This window comes from Absiella sp. AM09-50 (assembly GCF_003433845.1).
GTDB classification, from domain to species: Bacteria; Bacillota_I; Bacilli_A; order Erysipelotrichales; family Erysipelotrichaceae; genus Hoskinsella; species Hoskinsella hominis.
Genome location: NZ_QVFI01000002.1, coordinates 217,353 through 244,184, shown reverse-complemented (window position 1 = coordinate 244,184; position 26,832 = coordinate 217,353). Strand labels below are relative to the sequence as shown.

The 26,832-nt window shown below is 36.9% G+C and carries 27 protein-coding genes and 1 other annotated feature; of the genes, 26 read left to right on the top strand and 1 reads right to left on the bottom strand.

Annotation, left to right across the window (positions count from 1 at the left end):
- Positions 1 to 113: 113 nt before the first annotated feature.
- The 22 genes from DW114_RS03640 (at position 114) to DW114_RS03530 (ending at position 21,883) form a co-directional block, all read left to right on the top strand.
- The gene (locus tag DW114_RS03640) at positions 114 to 518 is read left to right on the top strand and encodes an SPOR domain-containing protein (RefSeq protein WP_117452434.1); all 405 of its coding nucleotides are present in this window, start codon (positions 114 to 116) and stop codon (positions 516 to 518) included.
- On the top strand, positions 515 to 1,192 hold the full coding sequence (gene radC, locus DW114_RS03635) for a RadC family protein (protein WP_117452433.1): 678 nt from the start codon (positions 515 to 517) through the stop codon (positions 1,190 to 1,192). The genes DW114_RS03640 and radC overlap by 4 nt, the downstream gene beginning before the upstream one ends.
- A gap of 49 nt (positions 1,193 to 1,241) precedes the next feature.
- Complete coding sequence (gene mreC, locus DW114_RS03630; protein ID WP_117452432.1) at positions 1,242 to 2,072, top strand: rod shape-determining protein MreC; 831 nt, start codon at positions 1,242 to 1,244, stop codon at positions 2,070 to 2,072.
- Positions 2,072 to 2,629: a rod shape-determining protein MreD gene (locus tag DW114_RS03625; protein ID WP_233509524.1), complete on the top strand. Its 558-nt coding sequence runs from the start codon at positions 2,072 to 2,074 to the stop codon at positions 2,627 to 2,629. The genes mreC and DW114_RS03625 overlap by 1 nt, the downstream gene beginning before the upstream one ends.
- Positions 2,602 to 3,210, top strand: coding sequence for a hypothetical protein (locus DW114_RS03620; protein WP_117452431.1), 609 nt, complete (start codon positions 2,602 to 2,604; stop codon positions 3,208 to 3,210). Before DW114_RS03625 ends, DW114_RS03620 begins: the two co-directional genes overlap by 28 nt.
- Positions 3,147 to 3,923, top strand: coding sequence for a septum site-determining protein MinD (minD, locus tag DW114_RS03615; RefSeq protein WP_117452430.1), 777 nt, complete (start codon positions 3,147 to 3,149; stop codon positions 3,921 to 3,923). The genes DW114_RS03620 and minD overlap by 64 nt, the downstream gene beginning before the upstream one ends.
- Positions 3,924 to 3,979: 56 nt before the next feature.
- Complete coding sequence (locus DW114_RS03610; RefSeq protein ID WP_117452429.1) at positions 3,980 to 5,071, top strand: AI-2E family transporter; 1,092 nt, start codon at positions 3,980 to 3,982, stop codon at positions 5,069 to 5,071.
- Between the two features lie 65 nt (positions 5,072 to 5,136).
- Entirely contained in the window at positions 5,137 to 5,709 is a 573-nt protein-coding gene (locus tag DW114_RS03605; protein ID WP_117452428.1) for a peptidoglycan DD-metalloendopeptidase family protein, read from the top strand.
- Positions 5,690 to 6,436: a site-2 protease family protein gene (locus DW114_RS03600; RefSeq protein ID WP_117452427.1), complete on the top strand. Its 747-nt coding sequence runs from the start codon at positions 5,690 to 5,692 to the stop codon at positions 6,434 to 6,436. Before DW114_RS03605 ends, DW114_RS03600 begins: the two co-directional genes overlap by 20 nt.
- A gap of 53 nt (positions 6,437 to 6,489) precedes the next feature.
- The gene (locus DW114_RS03595) at positions 6,490 to 7,449 is read left to right on the top strand and encodes a metal ABC transporter substrate-binding protein (RefSeq protein ID WP_117452426.1); all 960 of its coding nucleotides are present in this window, start codon (positions 6,490 to 6,492) and stop codon (positions 7,447 to 7,449) included.
- Between the two features lie 93 nt (positions 7,450 to 7,542).
- A complete protein-coding gene (gene polA / locus DW114_RS03590; RefSeq protein ID WP_117452425.1) occupies positions 7,543 to 10,128 on the top strand; it encodes a DNA polymerase I in 2,586 nt (861 codons plus the stop codon).
- Positions 10,128 to 10,955, top strand: a complete 828-nt coding sequence (gene mutM, locus DW114_RS03585; protein ID WP_117452424.1) for a DNA-formamidopyrimidine glycosylase — start codon at positions 10,128 to 10,130, stop codon at positions 10,953 to 10,955. The genes polA and mutM overlap by 1 nt, the downstream gene beginning before the upstream one ends.
- Positions 10,952 to 11,533, top strand: coding sequence for a dephospho-CoA kinase (coaE, locus tag DW114_RS03580; RefSeq protein WP_117452474.1), 582 nt, complete (start codon positions 10,952 to 10,954; stop codon positions 11,531 to 11,533). Before mutM ends, coaE begins: the two co-directional genes overlap by 4 nt.
- A gap of 11 nt (positions 11,534 to 11,544) precedes the next feature.
- The gene (locus DW114_RS03575; RefSeq protein WP_117452423.1) at positions 11,545 to 12,741 is read left to right on the top strand and encodes a DnaD domain protein; all 1,197 of its coding nucleotides are present in this window, start codon (positions 11,545 to 11,547) and stop codon (positions 12,739 to 12,741) included.
- On the top strand, positions 12,734 to 13,648 hold the full coding sequence (locus tag DW114_RS03570; RefSeq protein WP_117452422.1) for an ATP-binding protein: 915 nt from the start codon (positions 12,734 to 12,736) through the stop codon (positions 13,646 to 13,648). The genes DW114_RS03575 and DW114_RS03570 overlap by 8 nt, the downstream gene beginning before the upstream one ends.
- Before the next feature lie 100 nt (positions 13,649 to 13,748).
- On the top strand, positions 13,749 to 14,711 hold the full coding sequence (gene pfkA, locus DW114_RS03565; RefSeq protein WP_117452421.1) for a 6-phosphofructokinase: 963 nt from the start codon (positions 13,749 to 13,751) through the stop codon (positions 14,709 to 14,711).
- A 55-nt stretch (positions 14,712 to 14,766) separates the two neighbouring features.
- Positions 14,767 to 16,188 (top strand): pyruvate kinase, encoded by a 1,422-nt coding sequence (gene pyk / locus DW114_RS03560; RefSeq protein ID WP_117452420.1) that lies wholly within the window; start codon positions 14,767 to 14,769, stop codon positions 16,186 to 16,188.
- Between the two features lie 153 nt (positions 16,189 to 16,341).
- Positions 16,342 to 16,935 (top strand): hypothetical protein, encoded by a 594-nt coding sequence (locus DW114_RS21225; protein WP_158552155.1) that lies wholly within the window; start codon positions 16,342 to 16,344, stop codon positions 16,933 to 16,935.
- 146 nt (positions 16,936 to 17,081) lie between these two features.
- Positions 17,082 to 17,996, top strand: coding sequence for an ROK family protein (locus tag DW114_RS03545; protein ID WP_117452417.1), 915 nt, complete (start codon positions 17,082 to 17,084; stop codon positions 17,994 to 17,996).
- A complete protein-coding gene (locus DW114_RS03540; protein WP_117452416.1) occupies positions 17,993 to 19,234 on the top strand; it encodes an aminopeptidase in 1,242 nt (413 codons plus the stop codon). Before DW114_RS03545 ends, DW114_RS03540 begins: the two co-directional genes overlap by 4 nt.
- 152 nt (positions 19,235 to 19,386) lie before the next feature.
- The gene (locus tag DW114_RS03535) at positions 19,387 to 19,944 is read left to right on the top strand and encodes a LemA family protein (RefSeq protein WP_187426201.1); all 558 of its coding nucleotides are present in this window, start codon (positions 19,387 to 19,389) and stop codon (positions 19,942 to 19,944) included.
- A gap of 61 nt (positions 19,945 to 20,005) precedes the next feature.
- Positions 20,006 to 21,883 (top strand): DUF2207 family protein, encoded by a 1,878-nt coding sequence (locus DW114_RS03530; RefSeq protein WP_117452415.1) that lies wholly within the window; start codon positions 20,006 to 20,008, stop codon positions 21,881 to 21,883.
- A gap of 32 nt (positions 21,884 to 21,915) precedes the next feature.
- On the opposite strand, the gene DW114_RS03525 is transcribed toward DW114_RS03530, so the two are convergent.
- Complete coding sequence (locus tag DW114_RS03525) at positions 21,916 to 22,530, bottom strand: recombinase family protein (protein WP_117452414.1); 615 nt, start codon at positions 22,528 to 22,530, stop codon at positions 21,916 to 21,918.
- A 260-nt stretch (positions 22,531 to 22,790) separates the two neighbouring features.
- Positions 22,791 to 23,000: a binding site (T-box leader), on the top strand.
- A gap of 46 nt (positions 23,001 to 23,046) precedes the next feature.
- On the opposite strand from DW114_RS03525, the gene thrS reads away from it, so the two are divergent.
- Genes thrS through DW114_RS03505 form a run of 4 tightly spaced genes read left to right on the top strand, consistent with a single transcriptional unit; the run spans position 23,047 to position 26,653 of the window.
- Positions 23,047 to 24,780 (top strand): threonine--tRNA ligase, encoded by a 1,734-nt coding sequence (gene thrS, locus DW114_RS03520; RefSeq protein ID WP_233509523.1) that lies wholly within the window; start codon positions 23,047 to 23,049, stop codon positions 24,778 to 24,780.
- Positions 24,777 to 25,694, top strand: coding sequence for a hypothetical protein (locus tag DW114_RS03515; RefSeq protein WP_117452413.1), 918 nt, complete (start codon positions 24,777 to 24,779; stop codon positions 25,692 to 25,694). The genes thrS and DW114_RS03515 overlap by 4 nt, the downstream gene beginning before the upstream one ends.
- A gap of 13 nt (positions 25,695 to 25,707) precedes the next feature.
- Entirely contained in the window at positions 25,708 to 26,094 is a 387-nt protein-coding gene (locus DW114_RS03510; protein WP_117452412.1) for a NifB/NifX family molybdenum-iron cluster-binding protein, read from the top strand.
- A 58-nt stretch (positions 26,095 to 26,152) separates the two neighbouring features.
- Complete coding sequence (locus DW114_RS03505) at positions 26,153 to 26,653, top strand: GNAT family N-acetyltransferase (protein ID WP_117452411.1); 501 nt, start codon at positions 26,153 to 26,155, stop codon at positions 26,651 to 26,653.
- Positions 26,654 to 26,832: the final 179 nt, after the last annotated feature.

Sequence of the window (26,832 nt, the reverse complement as noted above, 5' to 3'; positions counted from 1 at the left end):
GAATTTCACATCAAAAAAACGTATGTATATATATGAGGAGGTGTTTTATCCTTTCTTGTCGAATCAGGTATGCCCATTGCTTCAATTACATAAATTGATATGGGAGGTGTACGATGAATCAGAAACGTATGATTATTATTTCAGCACTTGTTTTCTCTATATTGTTTACTGGATTTTATTATCTATTGTTTTCTTATACCACACAAAATGAGGATATCCTACATAAGACATTATATATGAACCAGGTAGGTTTATATAAACAAGAGGATACCTTAAAGAAAATGCAGAAAAAATTAAAAGACCAGGGTATTGTTTCCTATACGTGGAAACAAAAAGATGTAACAGCAATCGTCTGTTATATTTCCACCAATATCGATGATACCAAAAATGGCCAGGATAAATTAAAATCTCTAGGGATTAATTATATTCAGAAAACAGCTGATATCGAAAGCAATGAAGTGGCAAAACTGATCGATGAAAAGAAATACCAGGAGGTACTGGAAAGGATCGCGGAATGAAAGTAAAAGATATGAATAAGGAACAACGTCCCAGAGAACATGCATTACAGGATGGTATTGAGGCACTTAACAACCGGGAGCTTGTGGCAATATTATTACGAAGTGGCAGTAAGACGCGCTCAGCACTAGAAGTCGCTGATGAAGTACTAGCAAAAATGGAACATTTAGGAGAGTTAGGTGTAGCACAATTAAATGATTTGATGGAAATTGATGGGATTGCACAGGCGAAAGCATTGGAGCTACAGGCAGCTTTTGAACTTGGCAGACGCATTGCTTTTGATAAAGTCAAACAGATGCATTGTATTAATAGTCCCAAGGATATTGTGGACTGGTTGAATCAGCAAATCGGTTTTATGAAACAGGAGCATTTTCTGGTACTCTTTTTGAATCATCATAACCAGATTGTTAGTTATCGTACGATGTTTAAAGGTTCTATGACATCAGCAAGTGTACATCCAAGAGAAATCTATAAAGAAGCTTTGGCCAGTGGCTGTGCAAAGATCATCTGTGTGCATAATCATCCTTCTGGAAATGTAGAACCCAGTGAAGCTGATATCTTATTGACAGAAGCTATTGATGCCTGCGGGAAGATGACGTGTATTCCTTTGGTGGATCATATCATTGTAGGAAAAAATTCTTATACAAGTTTGCGACAAAAGCAATTAATTGATTGAACTATTTTCGATTAGCCTTTATAATAATAGCAGTAAAGTTGGTGATAGCATGTCAAAATTAAATCGATTACAAAAAATACTGCTGGGATTGATCGCAGTATTTCTAATACTAGGTGTGATTCTGCGCAGTATGAGTGGTAGTCTGAGTGGAAATCTTGCATATGATGGTGTCAGTATGCTGAAATATGGATTGATTGATCAGCCACTTCAAACATTAAAAGGATGGATGAAAGATTTTTCTGATTTATGGGCGGTCAAGGATGAAAATGACAACTATAAATATCTGATCAGCACCATGCCAAGTATACAGGCACAAAATGATGAACTGATAAGAGAAAATACGGAATTAAAAGAACTGCTAGATTTACAAAAAGATGAAACTGCATATAAATTAACATATGCGAAAGTAAAAAGTCGTGATCAGGCATACTGGAACAATCAGTTAACAATCAATAAAGGTAAAAAAGATGGTATCAAAGAAGGAATGGCAGTAAGAACCGCAAAAGGCTTAATCGGCAAGATTTCTGAAGTTAGTGAGTATTCCAGCACTGTGAAGCTTTTGACGAGTGAAGATAAACAAAACAATGTCATTATTAAGGTAAGCATTTCAGATAAAGAAGCCGTGGATGGTGTTTTACAAAGCTATGATGCAAGTAAAGGACGATACGTGGTTCAATTGTTTGATACATCAGATAAGATCAAGCAGGGACAACAGGTCATCTCCAGTGGAAAAGGGGAAGGATATCCAGGGGGTATCTTTATTGGTACCGTGGACACTGTGCAGGCTTTGAATAATCAGACAGGACAGACTGTTTATGTAAAACCAGTGGATGATTTCCAAAGTTTTGAAACGGTTGCTGTTGTGACAGGTGAGAAATAATGTTGACGCATGCAGTATTTGTATTCATCTGTTTTATACTGGATGAAATATTGATGGTATTGTTTCCTGGCAGTTATCTGTTGAATGATTTGTTGTTTATCGCAAACCTTGGCTTTTGCGCCATGATTCTGACAATTCGTAAATTTGATTTCTTAGACTCTGTATTATTTGCTGTTTTATGGGGGATGTATTATGACTTCTTCTGCGCAAATACATTCTTGGTATATGCCATTGTCTATGGTATTGTCGCATGTTTATTGCGTTTATGGAGTAAACATATGACAGAAACATTAATTGAATCCTTAGTATTATGTATTGTGACAATTTTCGCCAAAGATCTTTTGGTATACTTTTATATGTATTTCCAAAGAGTGACAGCACTTACGTTTCTGGAATGGGCAGAACGCTTTGAATTGTTAACGCTGTTAGCGAATGCAATTCTGGTTATGATCATCGTTTTCCTAATGAGAATCAAAGATGATTATCTGTTTATGAAAGAAAAACGGATAAGAAGGAGCGAAAAGGTCGAATGGTTCAGATTAAAATCAAAGGATTAAAAGATGGCTTGCATCTGTTTGCACAATTTGATGATGAAACAATATTTTTAAAAGAATTAGAGAAAAGACTCAAAGCAATTTCAATGTATGGAAAAGCGATTGAGGCTTTTTTTCATATACCCGATGTCTGTGATGATACCTTATTATCATTATTTGCCATCTGTGAAAATAATCATATACTGATTAAAGGATTTGATGAAATAGTTGAGCGAAAACAACAAATCAAAGAAGCAACTTTGTACAATGGGCAAATCATCACATTAACAGAAGATACCTTATGGATAGGGGATATGCGAAAAGGTGCCTATGTGCATGCTATGGGAAATTTATATGTGATTGGACATGTGGAGGCAGTGATTGATCTTTGGCATAAAGAAGATGTACTTGTGGCCTCCTCTATTACTTCCAAGGTGCGCATTTGTGATAGTGCATTTCAAAATGTGACAAGTTTCGCACCCATAAAAGCTTACTATAACAGGGAAAAAGTATTACTGAAAGCAGTAAAAGGAGGAGCTTTATGGGAGAAATCATTGCCGTTGCATCAGGAAAAGGCGGGGTTGGAAAAAGCAGTATCGTATTGAATCTTGGTGAAATGCTGGGAAACATGGATAAGAAAGTATGTTTGATTGATATGGATCTGGGATTAAAAAATCTGGATTATATGATGGGACTTGAAAATCGGGTATTATACGATTTAAAAGATGTCATGGAAGGGCATTGCTCCTTACGGAAAGCGATGCTGCAGGATAAGTATTGTAGAAATGTTTATCTGATTCCTGCCTGTAAAAGTGTTCAGATTCATGATTTTTCAAAGGAACAGTTGAAATTGATTGTAGAGGAGTTGGCAGGACAGTTTGATTATGTGTTCTTAGATGCCCCAGCAGGTATTGAAAAAGGTTTTGCATGTTCCATGTATTGTGTTGATCAAGTCATTGTTGTGACGACACTGGATGTGACAGCGTTACAGGATGCTGATCGCATCATCGGTATTTTGATGCAGGAGGGAAAAGAAGAAATATCCTTTCTTGTGAATCGTTATTCACCCAAAGCCATAGAAAAAAAGATTGCGATTCCTTTAGAAGATGCGAAACGCTGGCTGGCGGTTGAATTTTTAGGATATGTATTTGAAGATGAAGAAATGCGAAGAGCAGGGAATATTGGAAAGCCAGCAGTTATCAAACGCAATCAGCCTGTTTATGAATGTTTTATGGCAATTGCAAAACGCTTACAGGGCGAATATGTAAATCTGCCAAAGCTTCATAAGGAAAGCTTTCTTTCAAAACTGTTTGGCTGACTGGTTTTTTTCATGCCAGTATGTTAAAATAAACCAGAAAGAAAGCTGGTGAATGGATGTTTAAGAAACTACTACAAAAATTTGACGACCATTGTTCCTTATACGTACTGTTAAAAATCATTGGTGTTCTGATGATTCTTTATCTGTTGATACGTACGCAAAGCGTATGGGGAAGCTGGGCTTCGATGCTTGTTTCTATCATGACTCCGTTTGTGACTGGCTTTGTGATTGCGTATATCATGAGCCCGCTGGTGGAATTTTTGAAAAAGAAAGGGATACCGAAAAACTTTTCAATATTAGCCATCTGGGTCTTATTGATCATATTAATTATCGTATTGATCGTGATGCTGATACCAGCACTGTATACAAAAGTGAATTCCTTTATTATGAGTATTATAGAAGGGGTACAGTGGATCAGTAATAAAATCAAAGAAGTTGGAAACTTTAAAGATTTTTCGGTTGTGAATTCTATTCAGGATAGTATTATCAAACTATTGGAGGGCTATGATGACTGGCTGCCACAGCTGCTTGGCAATCTGCCAAACTGGATGACGATGGTATTGGATTACTTAACGAATATCCTGTTTACGATCATTATCGCAATTTATATGATGTTTGATTTTAAACGTATTAAGAACTACATAAAAAAAGGCATTCGTTTCTTCTTCCCTCATTGTGATCATTATCTTACCAAGATGGATGAGGATGTGTATGTATATATCAAATCTTTGATTATACTGGTATTTATCCGATTGATTGAATATTGCGCATTTTATTTTCTGGTGGGACATCCCGACTGGCTGATTATTGGTATCATATCTGCCCTTGGTACGATTGTTCCATATATTGGTGGAACGATTGCCAATGCCATTGGTTTATTGACAGGGTTGACCCTTCCAACACCAAATCTGATTGCGTTATTGATTGGTATTTTGATTTTAAGTAACGTGGATAACTATGTCATTTCCCCCATCGTACATGAAAAACGAAGCTCACTTGGACCATTGCTTACAATCTTTGTGATATTTGCGGGTGGTGTGATTTATGGACCAATTGGCATCATGTTGTCCGTACCGGTTACGATAATGATCAAAACAGGAATGGTAATTTATAAACAGGAACATAAAGACGATATTGAGAATCCTTAAGAACAGGCTGCCTGTTCTTTTTTTTCGTATACAGGCATATGTTGTAGTAACGAGGAGGGAAGCTTGTGGATGATCTGCATAAAGTGAGAAGAAGAATTGCCCAGCGAAGAATTGGATTTGAAGAAGAGGAACATAGGAAGGGTCCGCATATATTTCGCTTTTTATATCATACAGTGATGTTGATGATGTTTGTATGTGTGGCGGTGTTAGCGTTATTATTGAATGAGAAATTACATCTGGTTGAAATGCCTGCATTTATGAAAGAACTACATTTAGAAGAGCTGTCATCATGGTTGCCGTTAGAAGATTTTCTTGAGTTGAAAGATCAAAGTGTCAGCTCGCCTGTTTCTTATACCAAAGTGAAAGAAGATACGTATCGTAACGATACCAATACGGTGAATAACCTGTATGATGGTGTGGTATTGCATATTCAGAAAATGGAAAATCAGGATGTTAGTATCGTGATGAAACAGGATAATGGAGTTGTGACCACATATGAAGGGGTAAAAGATGTCAGTGTCAAAGAAAATGAACGTATCTTAAAAGATAAGGTGTTAGGGACTTATCAAGATCAAATCATGATCAGCTTTATGAAAGATAATCGCAAGCTGGATATGCATGAAGCTACGCAAGATTAAGGTTTCCTGGTTATGGATACCTTTTCTTTTCTTGTGTGCATGGCTGCCGGTTTATAAAATACTGTGTTTTATCTTTTTGATCATGAGCATGCATGAAGGCGCACATGTATTCATCGCATATCTGTTTCATTATCCCATACGAAAAATCATTATATATCCATTTGGCCTATGTGCCATCATAGAATCCATTGGCTATCGAAGTGGCTTAAAGGATCTTTGTGTCCTTATCGCAGGCCCTCTAACACACCTTTTTGAACCGGTATTATTATATCTTTTTGTAGGTACCCATATCATTTCCTATACCTTTTACGAGTATTTATGTCTGATGAATGCTTCGATACTGGTTTTTAATATGCTGCCAATTTATCCTTTGGATGGTGGACGGATATTAGAGTTATGTTTACAGCTTTTCTTTCGTTATGAAACAGCTGCCCGCTTATTGCATGTGCTATCAATCATATGGCTGTTGATGTTAGGATACTTTCAGATACTACATGGCATCAGTGCCATGATGGTGATTGTCTTATTGGTTATGGAAAACATCATGGCATACTACACCATCAGATATCGTAAATTGGTATTCTATCGCTATCGCAGAAGGCATCCTGTTTCTTATCCAGTACGCATGAATAAAGGACATGATTTATATCGCTTTTCCTATAATGTGATGTATGTGCATGGCGCATGGATGGAGGAGGAAAAATGGCTATCGATTTTTCGATTATGAGTAGGCGCATGAAAAAAATTATGATATAATTTAAAACAAGGAGGATGAAAGTTATGAAAAAACTTCAATCTTTTCTTGTCATCATGTTATGTGCGTTATTTCTTAGCGGATGCAGTGAAGAACACCCAAAGGTTGCCACAACCATTTATCCATTAACTTATCTTGTGGATCGTATCGCAGGCAATTATGTAGAGGTGGAAAATATCAGTACAGATACATTGGTACAACGTGCACAACTGAAAGAAGATTATAAAAAAACATTAAAAAACAGCGATATTTTGTTTTATATTGGTGGATTAGAACCATATATGGATATCTATTATGATGATATCCGTTCCACAAAAGTAAATATGGTCAATCTGGAAACAAAGAGTGCCGTATATAAATTTGAACGTTATACAACGACAACCATCAATGGTATTACCACAGGGGTGGAAGCACCTTATTATGATGGGGATGCGTTCAAAATGCTGGATTTATATGATTCCGACCCAATGCTTTGGATGGATCCAGTCGCTATGACTTCTATGGCACATGATATTTGTACATCTTTGAGTAACCAATATCCGGAATATAAAAAAATATTTCAGTCTAATTATAAAAAACTGGAAGTAGATCTGGCACGTTTGGATGCGGATTATCAAAAGATACCGGAAGAACATATGCAGATTTCTTTTGTGTCCATGACGCCAAGTTTCGGCATTTGGCAGAAATCCTATGGTGTCAATGTATATCCTGTATGTTTAAGTAAATATGGGGCATTGCCTACCAAAGATCAGTTAGAAGCAATCAAGAGCCGTATTCGTGCAGATAAAGTACGTTATATGGTGCTGGAACAAAATTTACCAGAAGACATGGCCAAGTTACAGCAGCAGCTGATTGATGAATTAGGATTAACACCTATTAATATGAGCAATCTGTCTAGTATCAGTGAATCAGATCAGAAAGCTACCAAAGATTATCTTACAATTATGTATGAAAATTTGAAAATGCTGGAAAATATGGCTTCATAAAGGTCGCAAGACCTTTTCTTTTTGATTTATGTGTAAAGTACGCGTGATTTATTGAAAACTGTGGTAAAATAAAGTACAAATGGAGGTTATTTTATGAAAAATCTATTATTAATTGACGGAAATTCCATGTTGTTTCGTGCTTACTATGCGACATTATATGGAAGAATGATGAAAACCAGCAATGGGATCCCTACCAATGCGGTATATGGTTTTATCACCATGATCAATAAAGCACTGGATATGGTAAAACCAGATGCAGTATTTGTGGCATGGGATGCTGGAAAACCAACCTTCCGTCATGAAACATATACAGAATATAAAGGGACAAGAAAACAACTGGATCAGGAATTGATCGTACAGTTTCCAATTGCCCGTGAATACTTAGATAGTTATGGTATCACTCGCTATGAATGTGAAGGCATTGAGGCAGATGATATCATAGGCTCACTTGCGAAAAAATATCCGGATGTAAATATCCATATCCTTTCCAGTGATCGTGACTTATTACAGCTGATTGATCCTACCACAGATGTTTATCTGATGAAAAAAGGAATCACGGAAATGGAAGTCATGAACGAAGAAAAATTAATGGAAACCATGGGCATTAAGCCATGTCAGATCATTGATCTAAAAGCGTTGATGGGAGATAGTGCAGATAATATTCCAGGTGTTAAGGGAATTGGTGAAAAAACAGCATTAAAACTGTTGAATGAATATGAAACAGTAGATAATGTATATGAACACATTGATGAAATTAAAGGCAAGCTGAAAGAAAAACTGGTAACCGATAAAGAAAAAGCATTTTTATCAAAATATCTTGCGACAATCAAAACGGATGCGGATATTCCATTTACCATCGATGAAATCGCAATGCCACAACCAGGCGATACCTTGCATGATTTTTATGTAAAATATGAAATGAACAGCTTTGCGAAAGCTACTATGAATACCGATAAAGTAGAAAAACATAGTACACGGGAAGTTGTACATATCATTAGTAAAGATTTATTATGCGATGATTCCGTTGTCTATGCGGATGTCGACAATGAAGCCTATTATGATGCACAATTATATGGCTTCGCCATTGGAAATGAAACGAAAAACGAATACATCACCTTATCGGATGCTTTACAAGATGAAGCTTTCTTACAATATATCAAAGAAGATAATCATATGGCGGTCTATGATGCAAAGAATTTCTATCATACCTGTCATAAAAATAATATCCCATGTGGCAATATTGCATTTGATATCATGATTGCGGCATTCTTAGTAGATGGAACGATTTCAGATTATGATAAGCTGCAGGAGAAATATAACTTTGATCGCAGTATTCGTAAAGAAGATGTATATGGCAAACGTGGCAAACCAAAACTGGTTGATGAGCAACAGCAACAAAACTATGCGCTGATGCAGGTAGATGATCTATCAGATCTGATTAAGCCGTTAAAAGATGAATTGAATAAAATGGAAATGATGGATCTGTTTATGAATATTGAAATGCCATTAACACGTGTGTTATATGCGATGGAAAAAGAAGGCGTTTATACAAGTTTGCAAACATTAGATGAAATCGCTGCGGCAACCGCAAAGAAAATTGATGATTTAAGCAGACAGATTTATGAAATGGCAGGTATGGAATTTAATATCAATTCCCCAAAACAGCTGGCAGTCATCTTATATGATGAATTAGGCTTAAAAGCCGGCAAGAAACGCAGTACTGCCGCAGATGTATTAGAGAAACTGATTCATGTACATCCTATCATTCCATTACTGCTGGAGCATCGGAAATATCAGAAAATTTATAGTACCTATGCAGTTGGATTGAGTAAACATATCCAAAGCGATGGAAAAATCCATACGATTTTTAATCAGATACAGACCCAGACAGGGCGTTTATCCAGTAGTGAACCAAATCTTCAAAACATCAGTGTTCGTGATGAAGAAGGCAAAGAAATACGTAAAGCATTTGTGGCCAGTCCCAACCATGTATTGTTAAGTGCGGACTATTCACAAATTGAATTAAGAATGTTAGCACATATGGCAAATGAGGAACAGATGATTGATGCCTTTAATCATGGTATTGATATTCATACCAAAACAGCCATGCAGATTTTTGATGTTGACCATGATGCGGTAACTTCCAACATGCGAAGAAGCGCAAAAACAGTTAATTTTGGTATCGTGTATGGACAAAGTGATTTCGGCTTAAGTGAACAGCTGGGTATATCCAGAAAAGAAGCACACAGCTTTATTGAAAAATACTTTGCGTCTTATCCAGCCATCAAAACCTTTATGGATGCGACAATTGCCTATTGTGAAGAAAATGGCTATGTAAAAACTATCTTTAATCGAAGAAGATATATTCCAGAAATCAGCGATAAGAATTATATGATGCGTGAATTTGGAAAACGCGCTGCCATGAATGCTCCTATCCAGGGAAGTGCTGCTGATTTGATCAAGATGGCAATGATTTCTATTTATGACACCATGCAGAAACGGGGCGTGAAATCACGCATGATCTTACAGATTCATGATGAATTGATCTTTGATGTATGTGAGGATGAAATCGAATTAATGAAAGAACTGGTAGAAGATGGTATGCAGAATATCATGAAGCTGAAGGTTCCTTTGATTGCGGAAGCAAGCATAGGCAAGAACTGGTATGAGGCAAAATAATGCCAGAACTTCCTGAAGTAGAAACCGTTCTTCGTACCTTAGAGCATCAGTTGAATCATCCCGTTATTGAAAATGTAGAAGTCTATTGGACACGTATCATCGCCTATCCTGATGTTGATACTTTTATAAAACAAATCAAAGGCAGAAAAATACTGGCATATGAACGCTATGGAAAGTTTCTTATCTTTGATTTAGATGATATGGTATGGATCGTTCATTTGCGTATGGAAGGTAAATTCTATGTACAACGACCATCTGAGGCATACGATAAACATACGCATGTGATATTTACCTTAGATGATGGGCGGCAATTACGATATCATGATACACGTAAATTCGGCAGAATGTGGCTGTATCCTAAAACAGATGAGCAACGATATCCCTGTTTTGAGAAATTTGGCTATGATGTATTTGATGAACGATTAACCTCAGATTATCTGTATCACCGCCTGCATCATAAAAAAACAGCCTTAAAAGCTGTTTTGTTAGATCAAAGTATTATGTGTGGTATTGGTAATATCTATGCGGATGAAATATGTTTTGCGATGAAGATGCATCCAGAAACTATGATCAATCATTTGCGTAAAAAAGATTTTGAAGAATTGATCTATCAAACAAGAAGAATCATGAATGGTGCCATCCGTTCTGGTGGAACAACCATTCGTTCCTATACATCCTCCTTAGGGGTGGATGGAAGATTTCAGTTGAAACTGAAAGTACATGCGAAAAAAGGAGAAAAGTGCAGTGTCTGTGGCACGGAAATCAAAAAGATCCAAGTCGCACAGCGAGGAACGTGCTACTGTCCTGTATGTCAGAAAAGGAAATGAAAAAGATTGGATTAACAGGTGTGATGGGCGCTGGGAAATCCAGTGTAATCGAAATACTGAAAGAAGCAGATGTTACTGTATTAGATTGTGATGCCATCAACGCCGACTTATTAAAAAAAGGAAACAAAGGATATCAAAGACTGGTAGAAGTATTCTCTGATGATATTTTAAATGAACAAAAAGAATTAGATAAACAGAAAATGAGTGATCTGATATTCTCAGATCCGATAAAGAAAAAACAAGCAGAGGGTATTTTGCATCCTTTGATCAAAGAAGAAATCTCTAACTGTCTAGATACATTAAAAAATCAAAAGCTGGCAGTTGTAGAAGTACCATTACTATTTGAGGTACATTGGGAAAGCTTCTTTGATGAAATATGGGTTGTGGCAGCAGAACGTGATATCATCTTACAGCGCTTGATGATGTATCGCCATGTATCCCAAAAAGAGGCAATTAGACGATTAGATGCCCAGATGCCCCAGGAAGAAAAGATTAACAAAAGTGATGTCGTATTCTGGAATAATGGAGATAAAAAAGCTTTGAAACAGCAGATTCATGATATACTGAATAAAGAATAGAGGTGGTTTGGATGCTGATGAAGGAAGATAAATGCAAAATAGAAATCTGTGGGGAAATCAGCAATGAAACACTTGCATCATTTACCATGCTGTATGCCCCCCTTATCAAACAGGATGCAGTTACTCTGTATCAGACCCTGCTTGCCATCGGCACCCGCCATGCGAAAATAAAAAACCATTTGTTAATTGCCAATATCACTGGCTTAAGCATGGAAGTCATAGAAAAAAATAGACGCATTCTAGAACAGTATCTGTTAATGAAAACCTATTATGACGCCTTACATAATGCTTATATCTATCAGGTGTTCATGCCTAAAAAAGGCAGTGAATTTCTGCGTCATGAAGTATTTGGCAGACTATATATGAAGGAAATGGGGAAACAGGTCTATGAATTCAATAAACTCTGTTTTGCCCCAGCCATCGAGGATAAAAAAGGCTATCAGGAAATCACGATTCCTTTTGAAAACGTATTAAAAGAAGATTGGGAGGATAGTCAGGAAGAACTGTTTAAAAAGATGAAACCAAAGCAGGATATCTTAACCCAAAATGATATCCCGCTCAGCTTTAATTTTGATCGGTTCTTAACTGGATATTCTACAATGATATTCCCTTTAAAGGCAAGAAGTGGAGAAAATCTGCATGCCATAGGGGAGCTTGCGACCATTCATGGCATATCAGAAATGGAAATGCGCAAGCTGGTTTCCCAATGTATCGATTTAAAAAATGGGCGGTTAAATCTGGAAGCGTTAAAGAAAAAATGCCGAAATGCCAAACCTGTCTATGAAGAAAAGCAACAAGATCCTTATGGGCTACCGCCAGTTATTTTCTTACAAAAGAAACAACGCGGTGTAAAAGTTAGTCATGCGGACAAGTTTTTAATAGAGAATTTGATCACAGATTTCAAGATGAAACCAGAAGTTGTGAATGTATTGATAGAATATGTATTAGAAACCACCAATCAGCGTTTTACCAGAAACTATGTAGAAAAAGTAGCTGGTGTATGGGTGCGCTTAGGTATAGATACCAAAGAAAAAGCATTGGCGCAGATAGAAGAAGAAAAGCAAAAAGGAAAACCGAAACCAAATGTCGAAAAGAAACAGTTGCCTGCATGGTATCATGATCAGGACAGTGTACAAAGCAATCAACAGGTGGATGAGGAAGCATTAGAAAAAATGTTGAAAGAACTGGAAGGTGAGCAGCATGGATAAAATCAGTTTTCATTATGAATTAAGCGAAGAACAAAAAGTAAAAAAGAAACAGCTGGTAGAAAAACTGCTGGCTCATCCTTACATCAAAGAATGGCTGAAAAAGCAACAATTAGATGAACACTTTGTGGAAGAACACAGCGGTAAATTCTCTGACTGGGTAAAGGTCAAAGAAAAATGTGAGCATTGTGAAGGACTGATGTTTTGTCGTCAGCCACAAAAAGGTGCTTATCTTGATTTGTATGTAGATGGTTTCTTACAAAATCGCTTAACACATTGTGCATATGTAATACAAAGAGAAGAACAGTTTGCTCATAAAAAATACTATCGCCAGGCAGATATGAATGAAGAAATGCTGTCTGTCAATATTGCACGTCTGGATTTAAAAAAAGAAAGTGCAGATTACAAATCAGTCGTCATGTCGATTACCCAGAATCTGATGGATGAAACAAATGACAAAGGGGTATACTTATGGGGAAAACCAGGTGTGGGAAAAACTTATCTTGCGGCTGGTATGACCAATTTCTATACAAGAAGAAATGTGCCATGTGCATTTGTCCATGTGCCAAAGCTCATTTCGGATTTAAAACTGATGTTTCAAGATCCAGAAGGCATGGAACGAAAATTAAATATGTTAAAACGCATAGATGTTCTAGTATTAGATGATATCGGTGGAGAAAGTATTACCAGCTGGAGTCGTGATGATATCTTATTAACGATATTGGAAGCCAGAATGCAGGCAAAAAAGAAAACCATCTTTACAAGTAATTATTCTATGAAGGATTTAAAAGAACGTCTGCGTGTGACAACGAACAAATCATCCGAGCCGATTGCCGCAGAGCGATTAATGGAAAGAATTAAAGCGTTATCAGATGAAATATTCGTCAAAGGAGAAACGCGAAGATTCTAACTTGTACATAAATCGTAAATAAATACACGTAAAACGTAAAGAAATGCTAGTCAAAATTGTAAGAAAATGGTATTATAAAGAAGTGAATGGAGGAATTATTATGGTAAAGCGTATTGGTATTCTGACATCTGGTGGAGATGCACCGGGAATGAATGCTGCCATTCGTGCCGTCACAAGGGTTGCATTAAATAGTGGAATTGAAGTTTTCGGTATCTATGATGGATACAAGGGAATGGTAGAAGGCTATATAGAACCTTTGACGAAGGCCTCCGTTGGTGAAATCATTGACCGTGGCGGGACTATATTAGGATCTGCACGTTTGCCGGAGTTCAAGGATATTGAAGTTCGTAAAAAAGCTGTATCCCAGCTGAAGAAACGTGGAATCGAGGCAGTTGTTGTAATTGGTGGGGACGGATCTTATCGTGGTGCACTGGCCTTAACGGAAATGGGCATCAACTGTATCGGTCTGCCTGGCACGATCGACAATGATATCACATGTACTGATTTTACAATCGGTTTTGATACTGCACTTACGACTATCGTAGAAGCTGTCGATAAACTGAGAGATACCTCCAGTTCGCATCACCGCTGTTCTATTGTAGAAGTAATGGGAAACCGTTGTGGTGATTTAGCAATATGGGCAGGCATTGCCTGTGGTGCTGAAATCGTTATTACTTCTTCCACTGGCTTTGAGGAAGGCGAAGTGCTGGAGAGATTGCGTGATTTTGATTTGATCAAAAAGAAACGTCATGCAATTGTGGTAATTTCTGAAAAAATCACAGACGTACACCAGTTTGCGAAAAAGGTTAGTCTGAATACTGGATTCTCTGGTAGAGCCACGGTATTAGGCCACGTACAGCGTGGTGGATCACCGACACCAAGTGATCGAGTATTGGCAAGCCGCATGGGTGAAAAAGCTGTTGATTTATTGATGCAAGGCATTGGTGGACAATGTGTAAGCATCAAAGACAACCAGATTATATCAGTTCCTATTGAAGAAGCATTAAGTATGCCTAGAGAGTCACGTAAACGACTGCTTAACTTATTTGAAAGACTGGTTTAATCAGAAACAAAAAAAATTACAAACACGTAGGTAATTAGGAAAGGAAATTGAATTTATGCTGCAAAAAAGAAAAACAAAAATCATCTGTACCATTGGTCCAGCTTCTGAAAGCAAAGAAATGATGACCAAGCTGGTAAACAACGGAATGAACATCATCCGTTTAAACTTCTCTCATGGAGATTATGAAGAACATGGAAATCGTATTAAAACGATTCGTGAAGTTGTAAAAGAAACAGGAAAAAGTGTTGCGATTTTACTTGATACAAAAGGCCCAGAAGTACGTTTAGGTGACTTCGCTAATGGATCAGAAACTTATGAAAAAGGTGAAATCGTAAAAATCGTTCGTGAAAAAATCGAAGGAACACACGAAAAATTCCACATCCAGTGTCCAGAAATCTTTGACGATTTACAGGTTGATGGAACTATCCTGATTGATGATGGTAAATGCCGTTTAACAGTAATCGATAAAAAAGACGGTGAATTAACATGCCGTATTGAAAATCCTCATACATTAAAGAGCAAAAAAGGATGTAACCTGCCAGGCGTTAAATTAAGTATGCCATTCATCTCAGAAAAAGATGATGCAGATATCCGTTTCGGTTGTAAAATGGGTGTTGATTACATCGCTGCATCTTTCACAAGAAGAAAAGATGATGTATTAGCTATCCGTCAGATTTTAAAAGAAGAAGGAAGAGAAGATATTCAGATTATTCCAAAGATTGAAAACCAAGAAGGTTTCGATAATTTGGAAGAAATTCTTGAAGTTGCTGATGGTGTTATGGTTGCACGTGGTGACTTGGGAGTTGACGTATCTCTTGAATTAGTTCCTATTTATCAGAAGAAAATTATCAAGACTGCAAATGCATTAGGTAAACCAGTTGTAACTGCAACTCACATGTTGGAAAGTATGCAGGGCAACCCTAGACCTACACGTGCAGAAGCAAGTGATGTTGCGAATGCAATCCTTGATGGAACAGATGCAATCATGTTATCTGGTGAATCAGCAGCTGGTTTATATCCAGTAGAAGCTGTTCAGACAATGGATAAGATTGCAAAAGCTATGGAACCAGAAATTCCTTATGCAGTACGTTTAAAGAATGCAATCAAGACTAGCCAGAGAACAAAGAACGATGCAATCGCTATCTCTGTAGCGGATACTGCAATGGCACTTGATGTTGCTGCTGTTATCGCATTTACACAGAGTGGAACAACTGCAAGAAGAATCTCTAAATTCCGTCCAGAAGCACCAATCATCGCTGTTACTTTTGATGAAAAGACACAGCGTTCATTAGCTGCAAACTGGGGTGTTACAACTGTTCTTTCTGAAGTAACAAACAACCAGAACAATGAATGTGAATTGGCTCGTGCCATCGCAAAAGATATGGGAATCAAAGTTGGTGAAACAATCATCATCGTTGCTGGATATCCTGTAGGATGCGGTGCTACAAACACAATGAAGATCATTGAAGTAAAATAATCAAAACAGATTTTATGAAAGCATAGCAGAAACGCTATGCTTTTTTTGTCAGAATTGAACACTTTTATATACGGATATCCAAATTTTTTTTAATATCTAGACAGTAGCTATAAGAAATGATAAACTACTTGAAAAGAGAAATGAGGATGGACAATGAAGAAAAAGCTATCAGATCATTTATTTACAATGGTTGCAGTTGCGATTATCCTTTTTGCAGGTATTACCTATCTGAAACCGGAAGTACAGGAAAAAAAGCCTGGCTATGCTTTTCTGGATACCTTGGGAGAAACAAGGAACAGTTTAACACCACGTCTTGATCGAGAAGGACCTGTAGAAGAAATCAAACCAAAAGAAATAACCCCAGCCGAGTTGGAAGAGCGGATTGCGGCTAGTGAAAAAAAAGAAGAAAAAGTGGAACAGAAACAGGAACAGCCAAAAGAAGAAGTAAAAAAGGAAGATAAGAAAGAAGATAAAAAAGAAGAAAAGACAGAAACAAAACAAGAAGAGAAAACAGTGGTAAAAGAAGAAGTAACGGTTCCAAAAGAAGAAGTTGTCGTCATGAGTAATACACAATATATTGGAAACAGTGGACAGGTATTTATGACTTATGAAGAAGCGGAAAACTATGCGAAAAAAGAAGCAGAAGAATGTCCAGATACCATAAGCAGTTATCAAATCGTTCCATCATGGGAGCATCCAATTGATGGAAACCGTCAGTTTACTGTTGATTTTGTCTATCAATCATAGCATTTTCTGTATGATTGTGGTGTGAAAACAAAAACGTTTGTGATATCTTGTTTTATTTTTCTAAAATCGTTCATATTAAGTGGGAAAATACACATAAAAGTGGTAAAATATTGATATACAAGGATTTTAAAGGAGGAGTTTTTTTTATGAAAACGTATATTGGAGTAGACCTAGGTGGTACAAATGTCCGTGTAGCAAAAGTTGATGAAGAAGGTAATATTTTACAGATTGTAAAAGAACCTACAGAAGTTGCACAGGGAACAGAGCATGTGATTAATAAAATCATTTCTATGATTGAAAAAATTGATGGCTATGCTGATTGTGAAGGAATCGGTATGGGTGTTCCAGGACCAGTGAATACCATTGAAGGAAAAATGGTTTTAGCTACCAACCTTCCAGGATTTGAAGGCTTCCCAATCGCAAAAACAATCAGTGATCATTTCCATATGCCAACATTCGTTGACAATGATGTAAATGTTGCTGGTATGGGTGAAGCTATGCTTGGTGCCGGAAAAGGTCTGCCTGTAGTATATTATGTAACCATCTCTACTGGTATTGGTGGCGCATTGGTTGTAAATCAGCGTGTAGTTGCTGGTAAAAATGGTCACGCAGGTGAAGTAGCAAATATCATCATTGACCGTAACCGTGAAAAAGTAAATTACTTAAATGTAGGCGCAGTAGAAAATGAAGCTAGTGGAACTGCAATCACAAGAAAAGGAAAAGCAATCTTTGGTGATGACAAGATCAGACATGCAGGTGATGTTTTTGATTTAGCAAGAGAAGGCAATGAAAAAGCATTGAAGCTTTGTGATGAAGTTGCTTATGATTTAGCGGTTATGTTCTCAGCTATCGCACATGTTGTTGACCCATATGTATTCGTTGTTGGTGGAGGCGTTATGAAGGGTAAAGATGTATTCTTCGATAAGATGGAAGCTTACTATCGTACAATGATTCATAAAGGTATGCAGACAGTAGAATTCAAAGAAGCACAGTTGGAAGAACCAGGTATTGTTGGTGCAGCAATGCTGCCTAGATCTTATGTTGACAAGGAGAACATATGATTGACCAAAAAAGATTAGAGAAATATGCAGAGCTTGCTATCGTAAAAGGTGTCAATCTTCAAAAAGATCAGACACTGATGATCAACGCAAGCATTGATGCAGTAGATATGACACGTGCATGTGTAAAAGCAGCTTATGCACATGGCGCAAAACAGGTAATTGTAACCTATGTAGATGATTATAATATCAGAGAAGATTATATACACCAAAGTGAAGAAACATTAAGCAATGTTCATGCATGGCAGGTAGATAGTAAGCTGGATTATTTTAAAGAAGGTGGATGCATCCTGCATATCATCAGTGATATTCCAGGTATTATGAAAGATGTGCCAGCTGATAAAATCAGTAAACGTCGTATGGCAATGGCTTCAGCAAGTAAAGAAGTACGCGCATATACCAATGCCAATAAGGCACAATGGAGCATTGTCGCAGTACCAAATCCTGAATGGGCAGCCCTTGTATTCCCTGAATTTGAAGATGTGGATGCAGCTGTAGAAGAATTATGGGAACGCATTTTATCCTGTGTACATGTTCGTGAGGATAATGATCCAATTGAAGAATGGACAGAATTAAATGAAAGCTTCCAAAAACGTGTGAAGATTTTAAATGATCACAATTTCAAAGAATTGCATTTCACAAATTCTTTAGGTACAGATTTACATGTAGGACTTGTGAAAGGTCATATCTGGGCTGGTGGAAATGATGTCACAATTGAAACAAATATTCCATTTAATCCTAATATGCCAACCGAAGAAATCTTTACCACACCATCACGCAGTGGGGTATATGGTAAAGTTGTTGCTAGTAAACCATTAGATTATAATGGTACACTGGTAAAAGATTTCTGGCTGACATTTGAAGATGGCGTCGTAAAAGATTTTGATGCAAAAGAGGGAAAAGATGCTTTGGCAAGCCTTGTTCATTTTGATGAAGGCAGCAATCGCCTAGGTGAAGTAGCACTTGTTCCTTATGAATCACCAATCTCACAAAGCGGTATTTTATTCTATAACACTTTATTTGATGAAAATGCAAGCTGCCATCTGGCACTTGGAAGTGCCTATCCGGGCAATATTGAACATGGAACAGATATGAGTGAAGAAGAATTACTGGCAGCAGATGTCAATCAGTCATTAACGCATGTGGACTTCATGTTTGGTAATGAAGATATGAAAGTCATCGGTATCAAAGAAGATGGCACACAGGTAACTGTCTTTGAGAATGGAAACTTTGTATTTTAGACTAACGTATATGCGTTAGTCTTTTTTTGGATATTGCATATAAAATTGTAAGAAAACAGCAATCTGATGATATAAATTTCCATAATTACAAGAAATATTGCGTACTGTTTTCATAAATGGTATAATCAAAAAAACAAGAGAGGAGAATATATATGCAAATTGCGTTGATTGTTATAGGAATCGTATTAGTAATTGCAGTCATCTGGCTGATCAGCAGTTACAACAAATTTATCAAAATGGGGAATAAAGTAGAAGAAGCATTCTCTACTATGGATGTATTCTTGAAGAAACGTTATGATTTGATCCCTAATCTGGTAGAAACAATTAAAGGTTATGCCAAACATGAATCTCAAACATTGGAAAAGGTAATTGCAGCAAGAAGCAGTGCAATGAATGCCACATCAATGGATGAAAAAATCAAGTGTGAACAAAAATTCCAAAGCATGATTGGATCATTATTTGCAATCAGTGAACAATATCCACAATTAAAAGCTAATGAAAACTTCATGTCTTTACAGGCTGATTTAAAGTCAATTGAGGATGATATCGCGAATGCACGTAAATACTACAATGCTGTATGTCTGAAGTTTAATAACCTTGTCATGATGTTTCCTACCAATATATTAGCCGGTATCTTCCATTTTACAAAGAAACCAATGTATGAGGTAAATGACGCATCACAAAGAGAAAATGTAAACGTACAGTTTTAAATAATCTGAAGGAATCGTTTACCATATTATGCATACGATTCCTTTTTTCAAAGGAGGGACTATGAAAAAGATAAGTTTATGGATCATGATCATGGTTTGCTGCATGATGTCACTGACACCGCTGTCCGCAAAGGAAGCATTCGATATTGAAAAGGCGAACATAGAAATGGTCGTACATGAAAATGGCAGTATTGATATCACTGAAACCTATGATTTAAAGTTCCTGCAAAGACGTCATGGCTTTTATCGTAACATTCCAACCGTATATGATATGGATTGGAATGTAGATGGCGTAAAAGAAAAGAAGTCCTATTACTTTCCTATTAGTCATATAGAATGTGATGGACCATATAAGGTAGAAAAGAACTATGATGGGATTTCCATACGTTTAGGCGATGAAGATGAAGAAGTCATAGGAAAACAGTCTTATCGTCTTTCTTATCGTGTACAAACAAAAGATCTAGATCTTGATGGCATACAGATGCTGTACTGGAATCTGATAGGAAGCTTTGACACAACCATTAAGGACTTTACCTATCGTATTACCATGCCAAAAGTATTTGATAGTGAAAACATATATGTTTCTACAGGGCGCTATGGTCAAAATAACAATAAATTAAGTGTAAAAGTAGATGGTAATATCATCAGTGGACACAATACAAAAATGTTGTTTTCACAAGAGCAGGCGACCATTATGGTTAATCTACCAAAAGATTATTTTACTTTTACAAAAGATAAAAACTATGATACGTATGTGATTGGTATTACTCTGATCATCCTGCTTGGCAGTCTGATTTTATTTATTCGTTTTGGTAAAGATGATGAAGTCATTGTGACAGTGGAATTTGATCCACCAAAAGATTTAGATAGTGCAGGTGTGGGCTATGTAATCGATCATATCGTAGATGATCGGGATGCGGTATCTTTGATTTTGAAGTGGGCAAACAATGGGAATATTTTGATTCATGATGAAAATGAAGGCTTCCAGCTTGAGAAACGTAAAGAACTTGGCATAGAAGCTAATGATTATGAGCGAACGCTGTTTTCTGCAATCTTCTCTAAGGATTATATCGTAAAAGAAGATGATTTAAAAACGGAGAAAATGAGTAAAGCGATGAATGAAACAAAAATACAGATTCAAAATCATTTTAAAAAAGAGAATCAGGTATATATGAAAGCCTCTTTGGTATTACAATGTGTGATGTTGTTTATTGTTGTGTTGCCACAGGCAATCGCATCCTTTGCGGGGGCATATGCCAAATATGATGCAATATCACTTTCTTTACCATTTATGATACCATCATTGATTTTATTAATCACAATCATTCCATGGATTTTATTCATCAGAAAACGTTATGCGATGAAACGCTCTACTTTCTTTATCCTGATGATCGTTTTATTGATATGTAACGGCATCTGTATTGGTGCTGGTGTGATTTTACAAATGCAGCTGGAAACAAGCTGGTATGTAATCTTATTGACAACCCTTGTGACACTTGGACTATTGGTCATTATGGTTTTCATGGATAAACGCAGTAAGAAAGGCAATGCATGGCTGGGACAGATTCTTGGGTTAAAAGAGTTTATTGAAAGCTGTGAAAAAGATCGAATTGAAGCGTTGGCAAAGGATGATCCATATGCATTCTTTAAAGTACTGCCTTATGCGTATGTACTTGGAATCAGTGATGTATGGGTGAAAAAATTTGAAAACATCGGCTTGCCAAACCCTGGCTGGTATGTAGGCAATCAGGGAGATGTCTTTATGAGTATGTTGTGGTGGAATCATTTCCATTATTGTATGCGTGATATTTCAAAAGCAGTCTGTTATATCCCACCTGCGAAATCTGGAAGTGGAGGTGGAAGCTTCTCTTCTGGTGGATTTGGCGGTGGAGGCTTCTCCGGCGGCGGTTTTGGCGGCGGTAGTGGTGGAAGCTGGTAAGCTGTAGAAAAGGTAGGAGTTTTTCCTACCTTTTATGCTTTATGCATGATTTCTTTATACTCTTTTACTTTCTTATAAAAAGTTGAATACTTAAATCCTGATAATGCAATGGCCTCTTTGCTTTGCAGCTCACTTTTTTCCCATAAATAGATGATTTCTCCAAAGTCCTCTGGAAAGTCAATTTTTGGCCTTCCAAAATGAACACCGCGTATCTTTGCGGCACGAATGCCTTCTGCTTGTCGCTGTCGTATATTGATGCGTTCATTTTCCGCAACAAACGACAATAGCTGTAAAACAATATCCCCTATTAAAGTTCCAATTAAGTCCTTACTTTGATCCGTGTCTAATAATGGCATATCCAGAATTTTAATATCTACATTTTTTTCCTTTGTGATGTATTTCCATTCATTTAGAATCTCATTATAATTTCTGCCAAGACGATCAATACTTTTGATGACCAGCAGATCTCCCGGCTTTATTTTCTTATATACCAGCTGATGATAGGAAGGACGGTTAAAATCTTTTCCGCTTAATTTATCCATATAGATGTATTTTTCTTCAATCCCGAATTCAATCAACTCCAGATACTGTCGTGCTTCGTTTTGATCCTGGCTCGATACACGAACATAGCCATAAGTCTTTCTCATAATACACCCTCTTTCATGATGTCGATTATACTGAATATTGGTAAATTTCACAGTTACCAATATTTTGATGAAATCTACATGAGATTATTCTATCACAAGTACTCATAGAATGTTTAATTCATATAATGTTAATTTTTCTTATTTTTTAGCATTCTGAATGGTAAAATAGAAATCAAAATACTGGAATTGGAGGAAAAAGGAAGGAAAAAACGCGAAAGAATTGACATATCTTAAAAAAAGTTGTATAAAATAAAAGTAAAACAAAAACGAAGAAAAGGATATGGGTACAAATATTCTGATGTAGAGAGGAAAGCGGCAGGTGAAAGCTTTCTGAAAGATGTTGTACTTACTCCCTTGGAGTTGCCCCTGAAAAGGTGTGCCGCATATAACCAGCGTTAACAGGTAAGAGGGCATATTTCATTTGAAATATGAACAAAGGTGGTACCGCGTGTAAGACTGACGTCCTTTGATGGCAGTCTTTTTTATATGTATAAATGTAAGAAAGGAATGAAGAACATGATCGACATTAAAGAAAATGAAAGATTAAGTGTAATGAATCACAGCTGTGCACATATGATGGCACAGGCCGTTAAGCGTTTATATCCAAACGCAAAATTCTGGGTAGGACCAGTGATTAGTGAAGGGTTCTACTACGATATTGATTTAGGAGATGAAGTAATCCGTGATGAGGATCTTCCTAAAATCGAAAAAGAAATGAAGAAAATCGCAAAAGATGGAAAACGTATCGTACGTAAAGAAATCTCAAAGGCAGAAGCTTTGGAAATGTTTAAAGATGATCCTTATAAAATCGATTTGATTCAAGATTTAGAAGATGGAAACATCACTTGCTATCAACAGGGAGAATTCATCGACTTATGCCGTGGACCTCACGTAGATACTGTGAAAGAATTAAAGAACTTTAAACTGTTAAAACACTCAGGCGCTTATTGGAAAGGCGATGCCAACAATAAGATGTTACAGAGAATCTATGGTGTATGCTTTGAAACAAAAGAGGAATTAGAAGAACATTTAAATCTGTTGGAAGAAGCAAAAAAACGTGACCACAAAAAGATTGGTAGAGAATTAGGCTTGTTCATGATGAGTGAATATGCACCTGGTATGCCATTCTTCTTGCCAAATGGTATGATTATCCGTAATCTGTTAGAAAACTTCTGGTATGAAGAACATACAAAAGAAAACTATAAATTCATCAAAACACCAATTATGATGAGTAAGGAATTATGGGAAGTCAGTGGACATTGGGAAAACTATAAAGAAAACATGTATACAACAATGGTAGATGATCGTGAATTCGCAATCAAACCAATGAACTGTCCTGGTTCTTTATTAGTATTTAAAAACGCTTTACATTCCTATAAAGATTTACCACTTCGTATGGGTGAACTTGGACAGGTACACCGCCATGAAGCAAGTGGAGCATTAAATGGTTTATTCCGTGTACGTACATTTACACAGGATGATGCACATATCTTCATGCGTCCAGATCAGATTGAAAGCGAAGTTATGGAATTGATCAAATTTATTGACCGTGTATATTCCGTATTTGGATTAAGCTACCGTATTGAATTATCTACTCGTCCTGAAAAGAAATATATTGGAGATTTAGCAATTTGGGAAAAGAGTGAAAAAGCACTTGCGGATGCATGTGTTCACGCAGGTAAAGAATATAAAGTCAATCCAGGCGATGGTGCATTCTATGGCCCTAAATTAGACTTCCATATCAAAGACTCTTTAGGAAGAGAATGGCAGTGTGGAACAATCCAGCTGGATATGAACCTGCCAGAACGTTTTGATTTATCTTATGTAGAAAGTGATGGCAGCAAGGCACGTCCTGTTATGTTACACCGTGTTATCTTTGGTTCCATCGAGCGTTTCATCGGTATCCTGATTGAACACTTTGCAGGACACTTCCCAACTTGGTTAGCACCAACACAAGTCATGGTCGTACCCGTACACTATGAAAAACATGTAGATTTCGCATCAGAAATCAATGAAAAACTGAATGCTTTAGGATTTAGAAGCAAATTAGATGCAAGAAATGAAAAATTGGGGTATCGTATAAGAGAAGCACAGATGCAGAAGGTACCTTATCAGTTGGTCATTGGTGATGGTGAAATCGAAAATCGAAGTGTAACAATACGTAAAGCGATGAGTAAAGAATCCATCACAATGCCTCTTGATGAATTTATCACTATGTTGAGTGCAGAAGTGAAGGAGAAACGTTTATGAAATTATTCAAGGGAGCACTGGCAGCAGTATTAGCCTTAACGCTTACTGCATGCTCAACAGCAAAGCAAGAAGAACCAATCAAAGTATTGACACCAATGGGAGCACCAAGTCTTTCTTTATTAGGCTTATATGGAAATGACAAGGTGACCATGGAAACAGTAGATGGTGCGGACACGCTTGCGGCAGAGTTATCCAAGGAGGATGGCAGCTATGATATCATTGTAGCACCAATCAACCAGGGAGCAGCTTTGATGAATAAAGGAAAAAGCAATTATACATTGAGCCAGGTTGTGACTTGGGGTAATCTGTATATCGTTGGTACAAGTGATGATGCCTTAGATAAAGAAGGTACATTTGCAGTATTCGGTGAAAAAGCAGTACCTCAGAAAGTATTAAATGCAAGCATGGATTTATCCACAATCAAAGCAACACCTACATACTTCAATTCCGTGAATGATGTACAGGCACAGTTGTTAAGTGGTAAAGCTAGTGTTGGCTTAATGGCAGAACCTGCAGCGACTGCTACAATTGCGAAAGCAAAAGAAAAAGGTATTGAGTTAAAAATTATCAAGGATCTGCAGAAAGAATACAAAGAAAAAAACAATCTGGAATCCAGCGGATATCCACAGGCAGCATTGTTTGTGAAAAAAGGCAGTGAAGATAAAGTCGCAAGCTATATCGAAGAAGCCGCAAAATTCGCAAATGAAACAGCACCTAAAGACAGCGATAAAATCAAAGCGCAGGTAGAAGCCGCAACTGTTGAAAAACTTGGTATTCCAAATGCAGAAATCGCAGTGAAAACATGGGAACGTCAAAATATCCATATCAAAAAAGCAACAGATGTAAAAACCGATATTGAAACATTCTTAAAACAGTTTAAATTAACACTTACAGATGAGATGTATACAAAATAGGGAGATGAACAAAATGAGATATGCAATTACAATGGAAAACAATATGGTGTTCCAGCACTTTGGAAAGTGTCCTTCATTCTTATTAGTGAATATGGAAAATGGTGAAATCGTATCCAAAGAAGTATTATCAAGTGGAGGAAGTGGACATGGTGCACTTGCTACCTTACTTGCGCAGGCAAATGTAGATACGCTGATCTGCGGAGGTATTGGGCAGGGTGCTAGAGATGCTTTGGCACAAAACAATATCCAGGTGATTGCTGGAGCGAATGGAAACGTGGATGTCATCATTGATGCCTTAAAAGCAGGTACATTGAAAGATGATCCAAGTGGAAGCTGTAACCATCATCATGAAGAAGGACACACCTGTGGAGATCACAGTGAAGGTGGATGTCATCATTAATCACGCAGACAATCAGCGATTATTTCACTGATTGTCTTTTTTATAGGGAGGAGAATATATGCTAATAAATGTACAAGAAGAATACAAAGAAGCTATCATGCAGTATCGATTAGAGCATTTAGATGAAGCAGTTATCTGTGGAAGTGGTGATCTTCAAAACTATGAGCATTATGAAGATTGGAAGAAATGGATCGATTGTCATGAACAAAAGCAGACGCTGCCAGAAGGCAGGGTATGTGCCAGACAATATTTATTTGTGGAAGACCATCAATTATTGGGAATGGTTAATATCCGCTTAGAATTAAATGACTACCTTTTTCAATATGGTGGACATATCGGTTATAGTATCGCTAGAAATCAAAGAGGAAAAGGCTATGGCAAAAAGATGCTGAAGGAAGCTTTGGCAATATGCAGACGATTTGCAATTCATGATGTATTACTTGTGGCAAAGAAAGATAATTTGGCAAGCATTCATACAATTCTATCAAATGGTGGAGTTTTTGAAAATGAAGTAAAAGATGGAAAAGAAATATTAAAACGCTATTTTATACATATTTAAGAAGCTGTATGCGTAACTTATAATATTCATATCTTGTAGATGTTAGTTTCATTTCTTTATAAATATTGAGAAAACAACAGGTAAATATATCTTAACAACGTATTTTTATGTTTATTTTCATCCTTTTAAAATTTCTTCAAAAAATTTTAGCAATCCTATTGCATAAGTGCTAAAAGTGA

Excerpts from the sequence above, each read along its gene's own strand:
- DW114_RS03530 (WP_117452415.1), top strand. The coding sequence starts at position 20,006 with ATGAAAAAGATAAGTTTATGGATCATGATCATGGTTTGCTGCATGATG.
- radC (WP_117452433.1), top strand. The coding sequence starts at position 515 with ATGAAAGTAAAAGATATGAATAAGGAACAACGTCCCAGAGAACATGCA.
- DW114_RS21225 (WP_158552155.1), top strand. The coding sequence starts at position 16,342 with ATGAAGAAAAAGCTATCAGATCATTTATTTACAATGGTTGCAGTTGCG.
- DW114_RS03525 (WP_117452414.1), bottom strand. The coding sequence starts at position 22,530 with ATGAGAAAGACTTATGGCTATGTTCGTGTATCGAGCCAGGATCAAAAC.
- DW114_RS03640 (WP_117452434.1), top strand. The coding sequence starts at position 114 with ATGAATCAGAAACGTATGATTATTATTTCAGCACTTGTTTTCTCTATA.
- DW114_RS03595 (WP_117452426.1), top strand. The coding sequence starts at position 6,490 with ATGAAAAAACTTCAATCTTTTCTTGTCATCATGTTATGTGCGTTATTT.
- DW114_RS03610 (WP_117452429.1), top strand. The coding sequence starts at position 3,980 with ATGTTTAAGAAACTACTACAAAAATTTGACGACCATTGTTCCTTATAC.
- DW114_RS03535 (WP_187426201.1), top strand. The coding sequence starts at position 19,387 with ATGCAAATTGCGTTGATTGTTATAGGAATCGTATTAGTAATTGCAGTC.
- DW114_RS03575 (WP_117452423.1), top strand. The coding sequence starts at position 11,545 with ATGCTGATGAAGGAAGATAAATGCAAAATAGAAATCTGTGGGGAAATC.
- DW114_RS03510 (WP_117452412.1), top strand. The coding sequence starts at position 25,708 with ATGAGATATGCAATTACAATGGAAAACAATATGGTGTTCCAGCACTTT.
- mreC (WP_117452432.1), top strand. The coding sequence starts at position 1,242 with ATGTCAAAATTAAATCGATTACAAAAAATACTGCTGGGATTGATCGCA.
- mutM (WP_117452424.1), top strand. The coding sequence starts at position 10,128 with ATGCCAGAACTTCCTGAAGTAGAAACCGTTCTTCGTACCTTAGAGCAT.
- DW114_RS03600 (WP_117452427.1), top strand. The coding sequence starts at position 5,690 with ATGAAGCTACGCAAGATTAAGGTTTCCTGGTTATGGATACCTTTTCTT.
- DW114_RS03570 (WP_117452422.1), top strand. The coding sequence starts at position 12,734 with ATGGATAAAATCAGTTTTCATTATGAATTAAGCGAAGAACAAAAAGTA.
- DW114_RS03620 (WP_117452431.1), top strand. The coding sequence starts at position 2,602 with ATGGTTCAGATTAAAATCAAAGGATTAAAAGATGGCTTGCATCTGTTT.
- DW114_RS03545 (WP_117452417.1), top strand. The coding sequence starts at position 17,082 with ATGAAAACGTATATTGGAGTAGACCTAGGTGGTACAAATGTCCGTGTA.
- thrS (WP_233509523.1), top strand. The coding sequence starts at position 23,047 with ATGATCGACATTAAAGAAAATGAAAGATTAAGTGTAATGAATCACAGC.
- DW114_RS03505 (WP_117452411.1), top strand. The coding sequence starts at position 26,153 with ATGCTAATAAATGTACAAGAAGAATACAAAGAAGCTATCATGCAGTAT.
- coaE (WP_117452474.1), top strand. The coding sequence starts at position 10,952 with ATGAAAAAGATTGGATTAACAGGTGTGATGGGCGCTGGGAAATCCAGT.
- pyk (WP_117452420.1), top strand. The coding sequence starts at position 14,767 with ATGCTGCAAAAAAGAAAAACAAAAATCATCTGTACCATTGGTCCAGCT.
- minD (WP_117452430.1), top strand. The coding sequence starts at position 3,147 with ATGGGAGAAATCATTGCCGTTGCATCAGGAAAAGGCGGGGTTGGAAAA.
- DW114_RS03625 (WP_233509524.1), top strand. The coding sequence starts at position 2,072 with ATGTTGACGCATGCAGTATTTGTATTCATCTGTTTTATACTGGATGAA.
- pfkA (WP_117452421.1), top strand. The coding sequence starts at position 13,749 with ATGGTAAAGCGTATTGGTATTCTGACATCTGGTGGAGATGCACCGGGA.
- polA (WP_117452425.1), top strand. The coding sequence starts at position 7,543 with ATGAAAAATCTATTATTAATTGACGGAAATTCCATGTTGTTTCGTGCT.
- DW114_RS03540 (WP_117452416.1), top strand. The coding sequence starts at position 17,993 with ATGATTGACCAAAAAAGATTAGAGAAATATGCAGAGCTTGCTATCGTA.
- DW114_RS03515 (WP_117452413.1), top strand. The coding sequence starts at position 24,777 with ATGAAATTATTCAAGGGAGCACTGGCAGCAGTATTAGCCTTAACGCTT.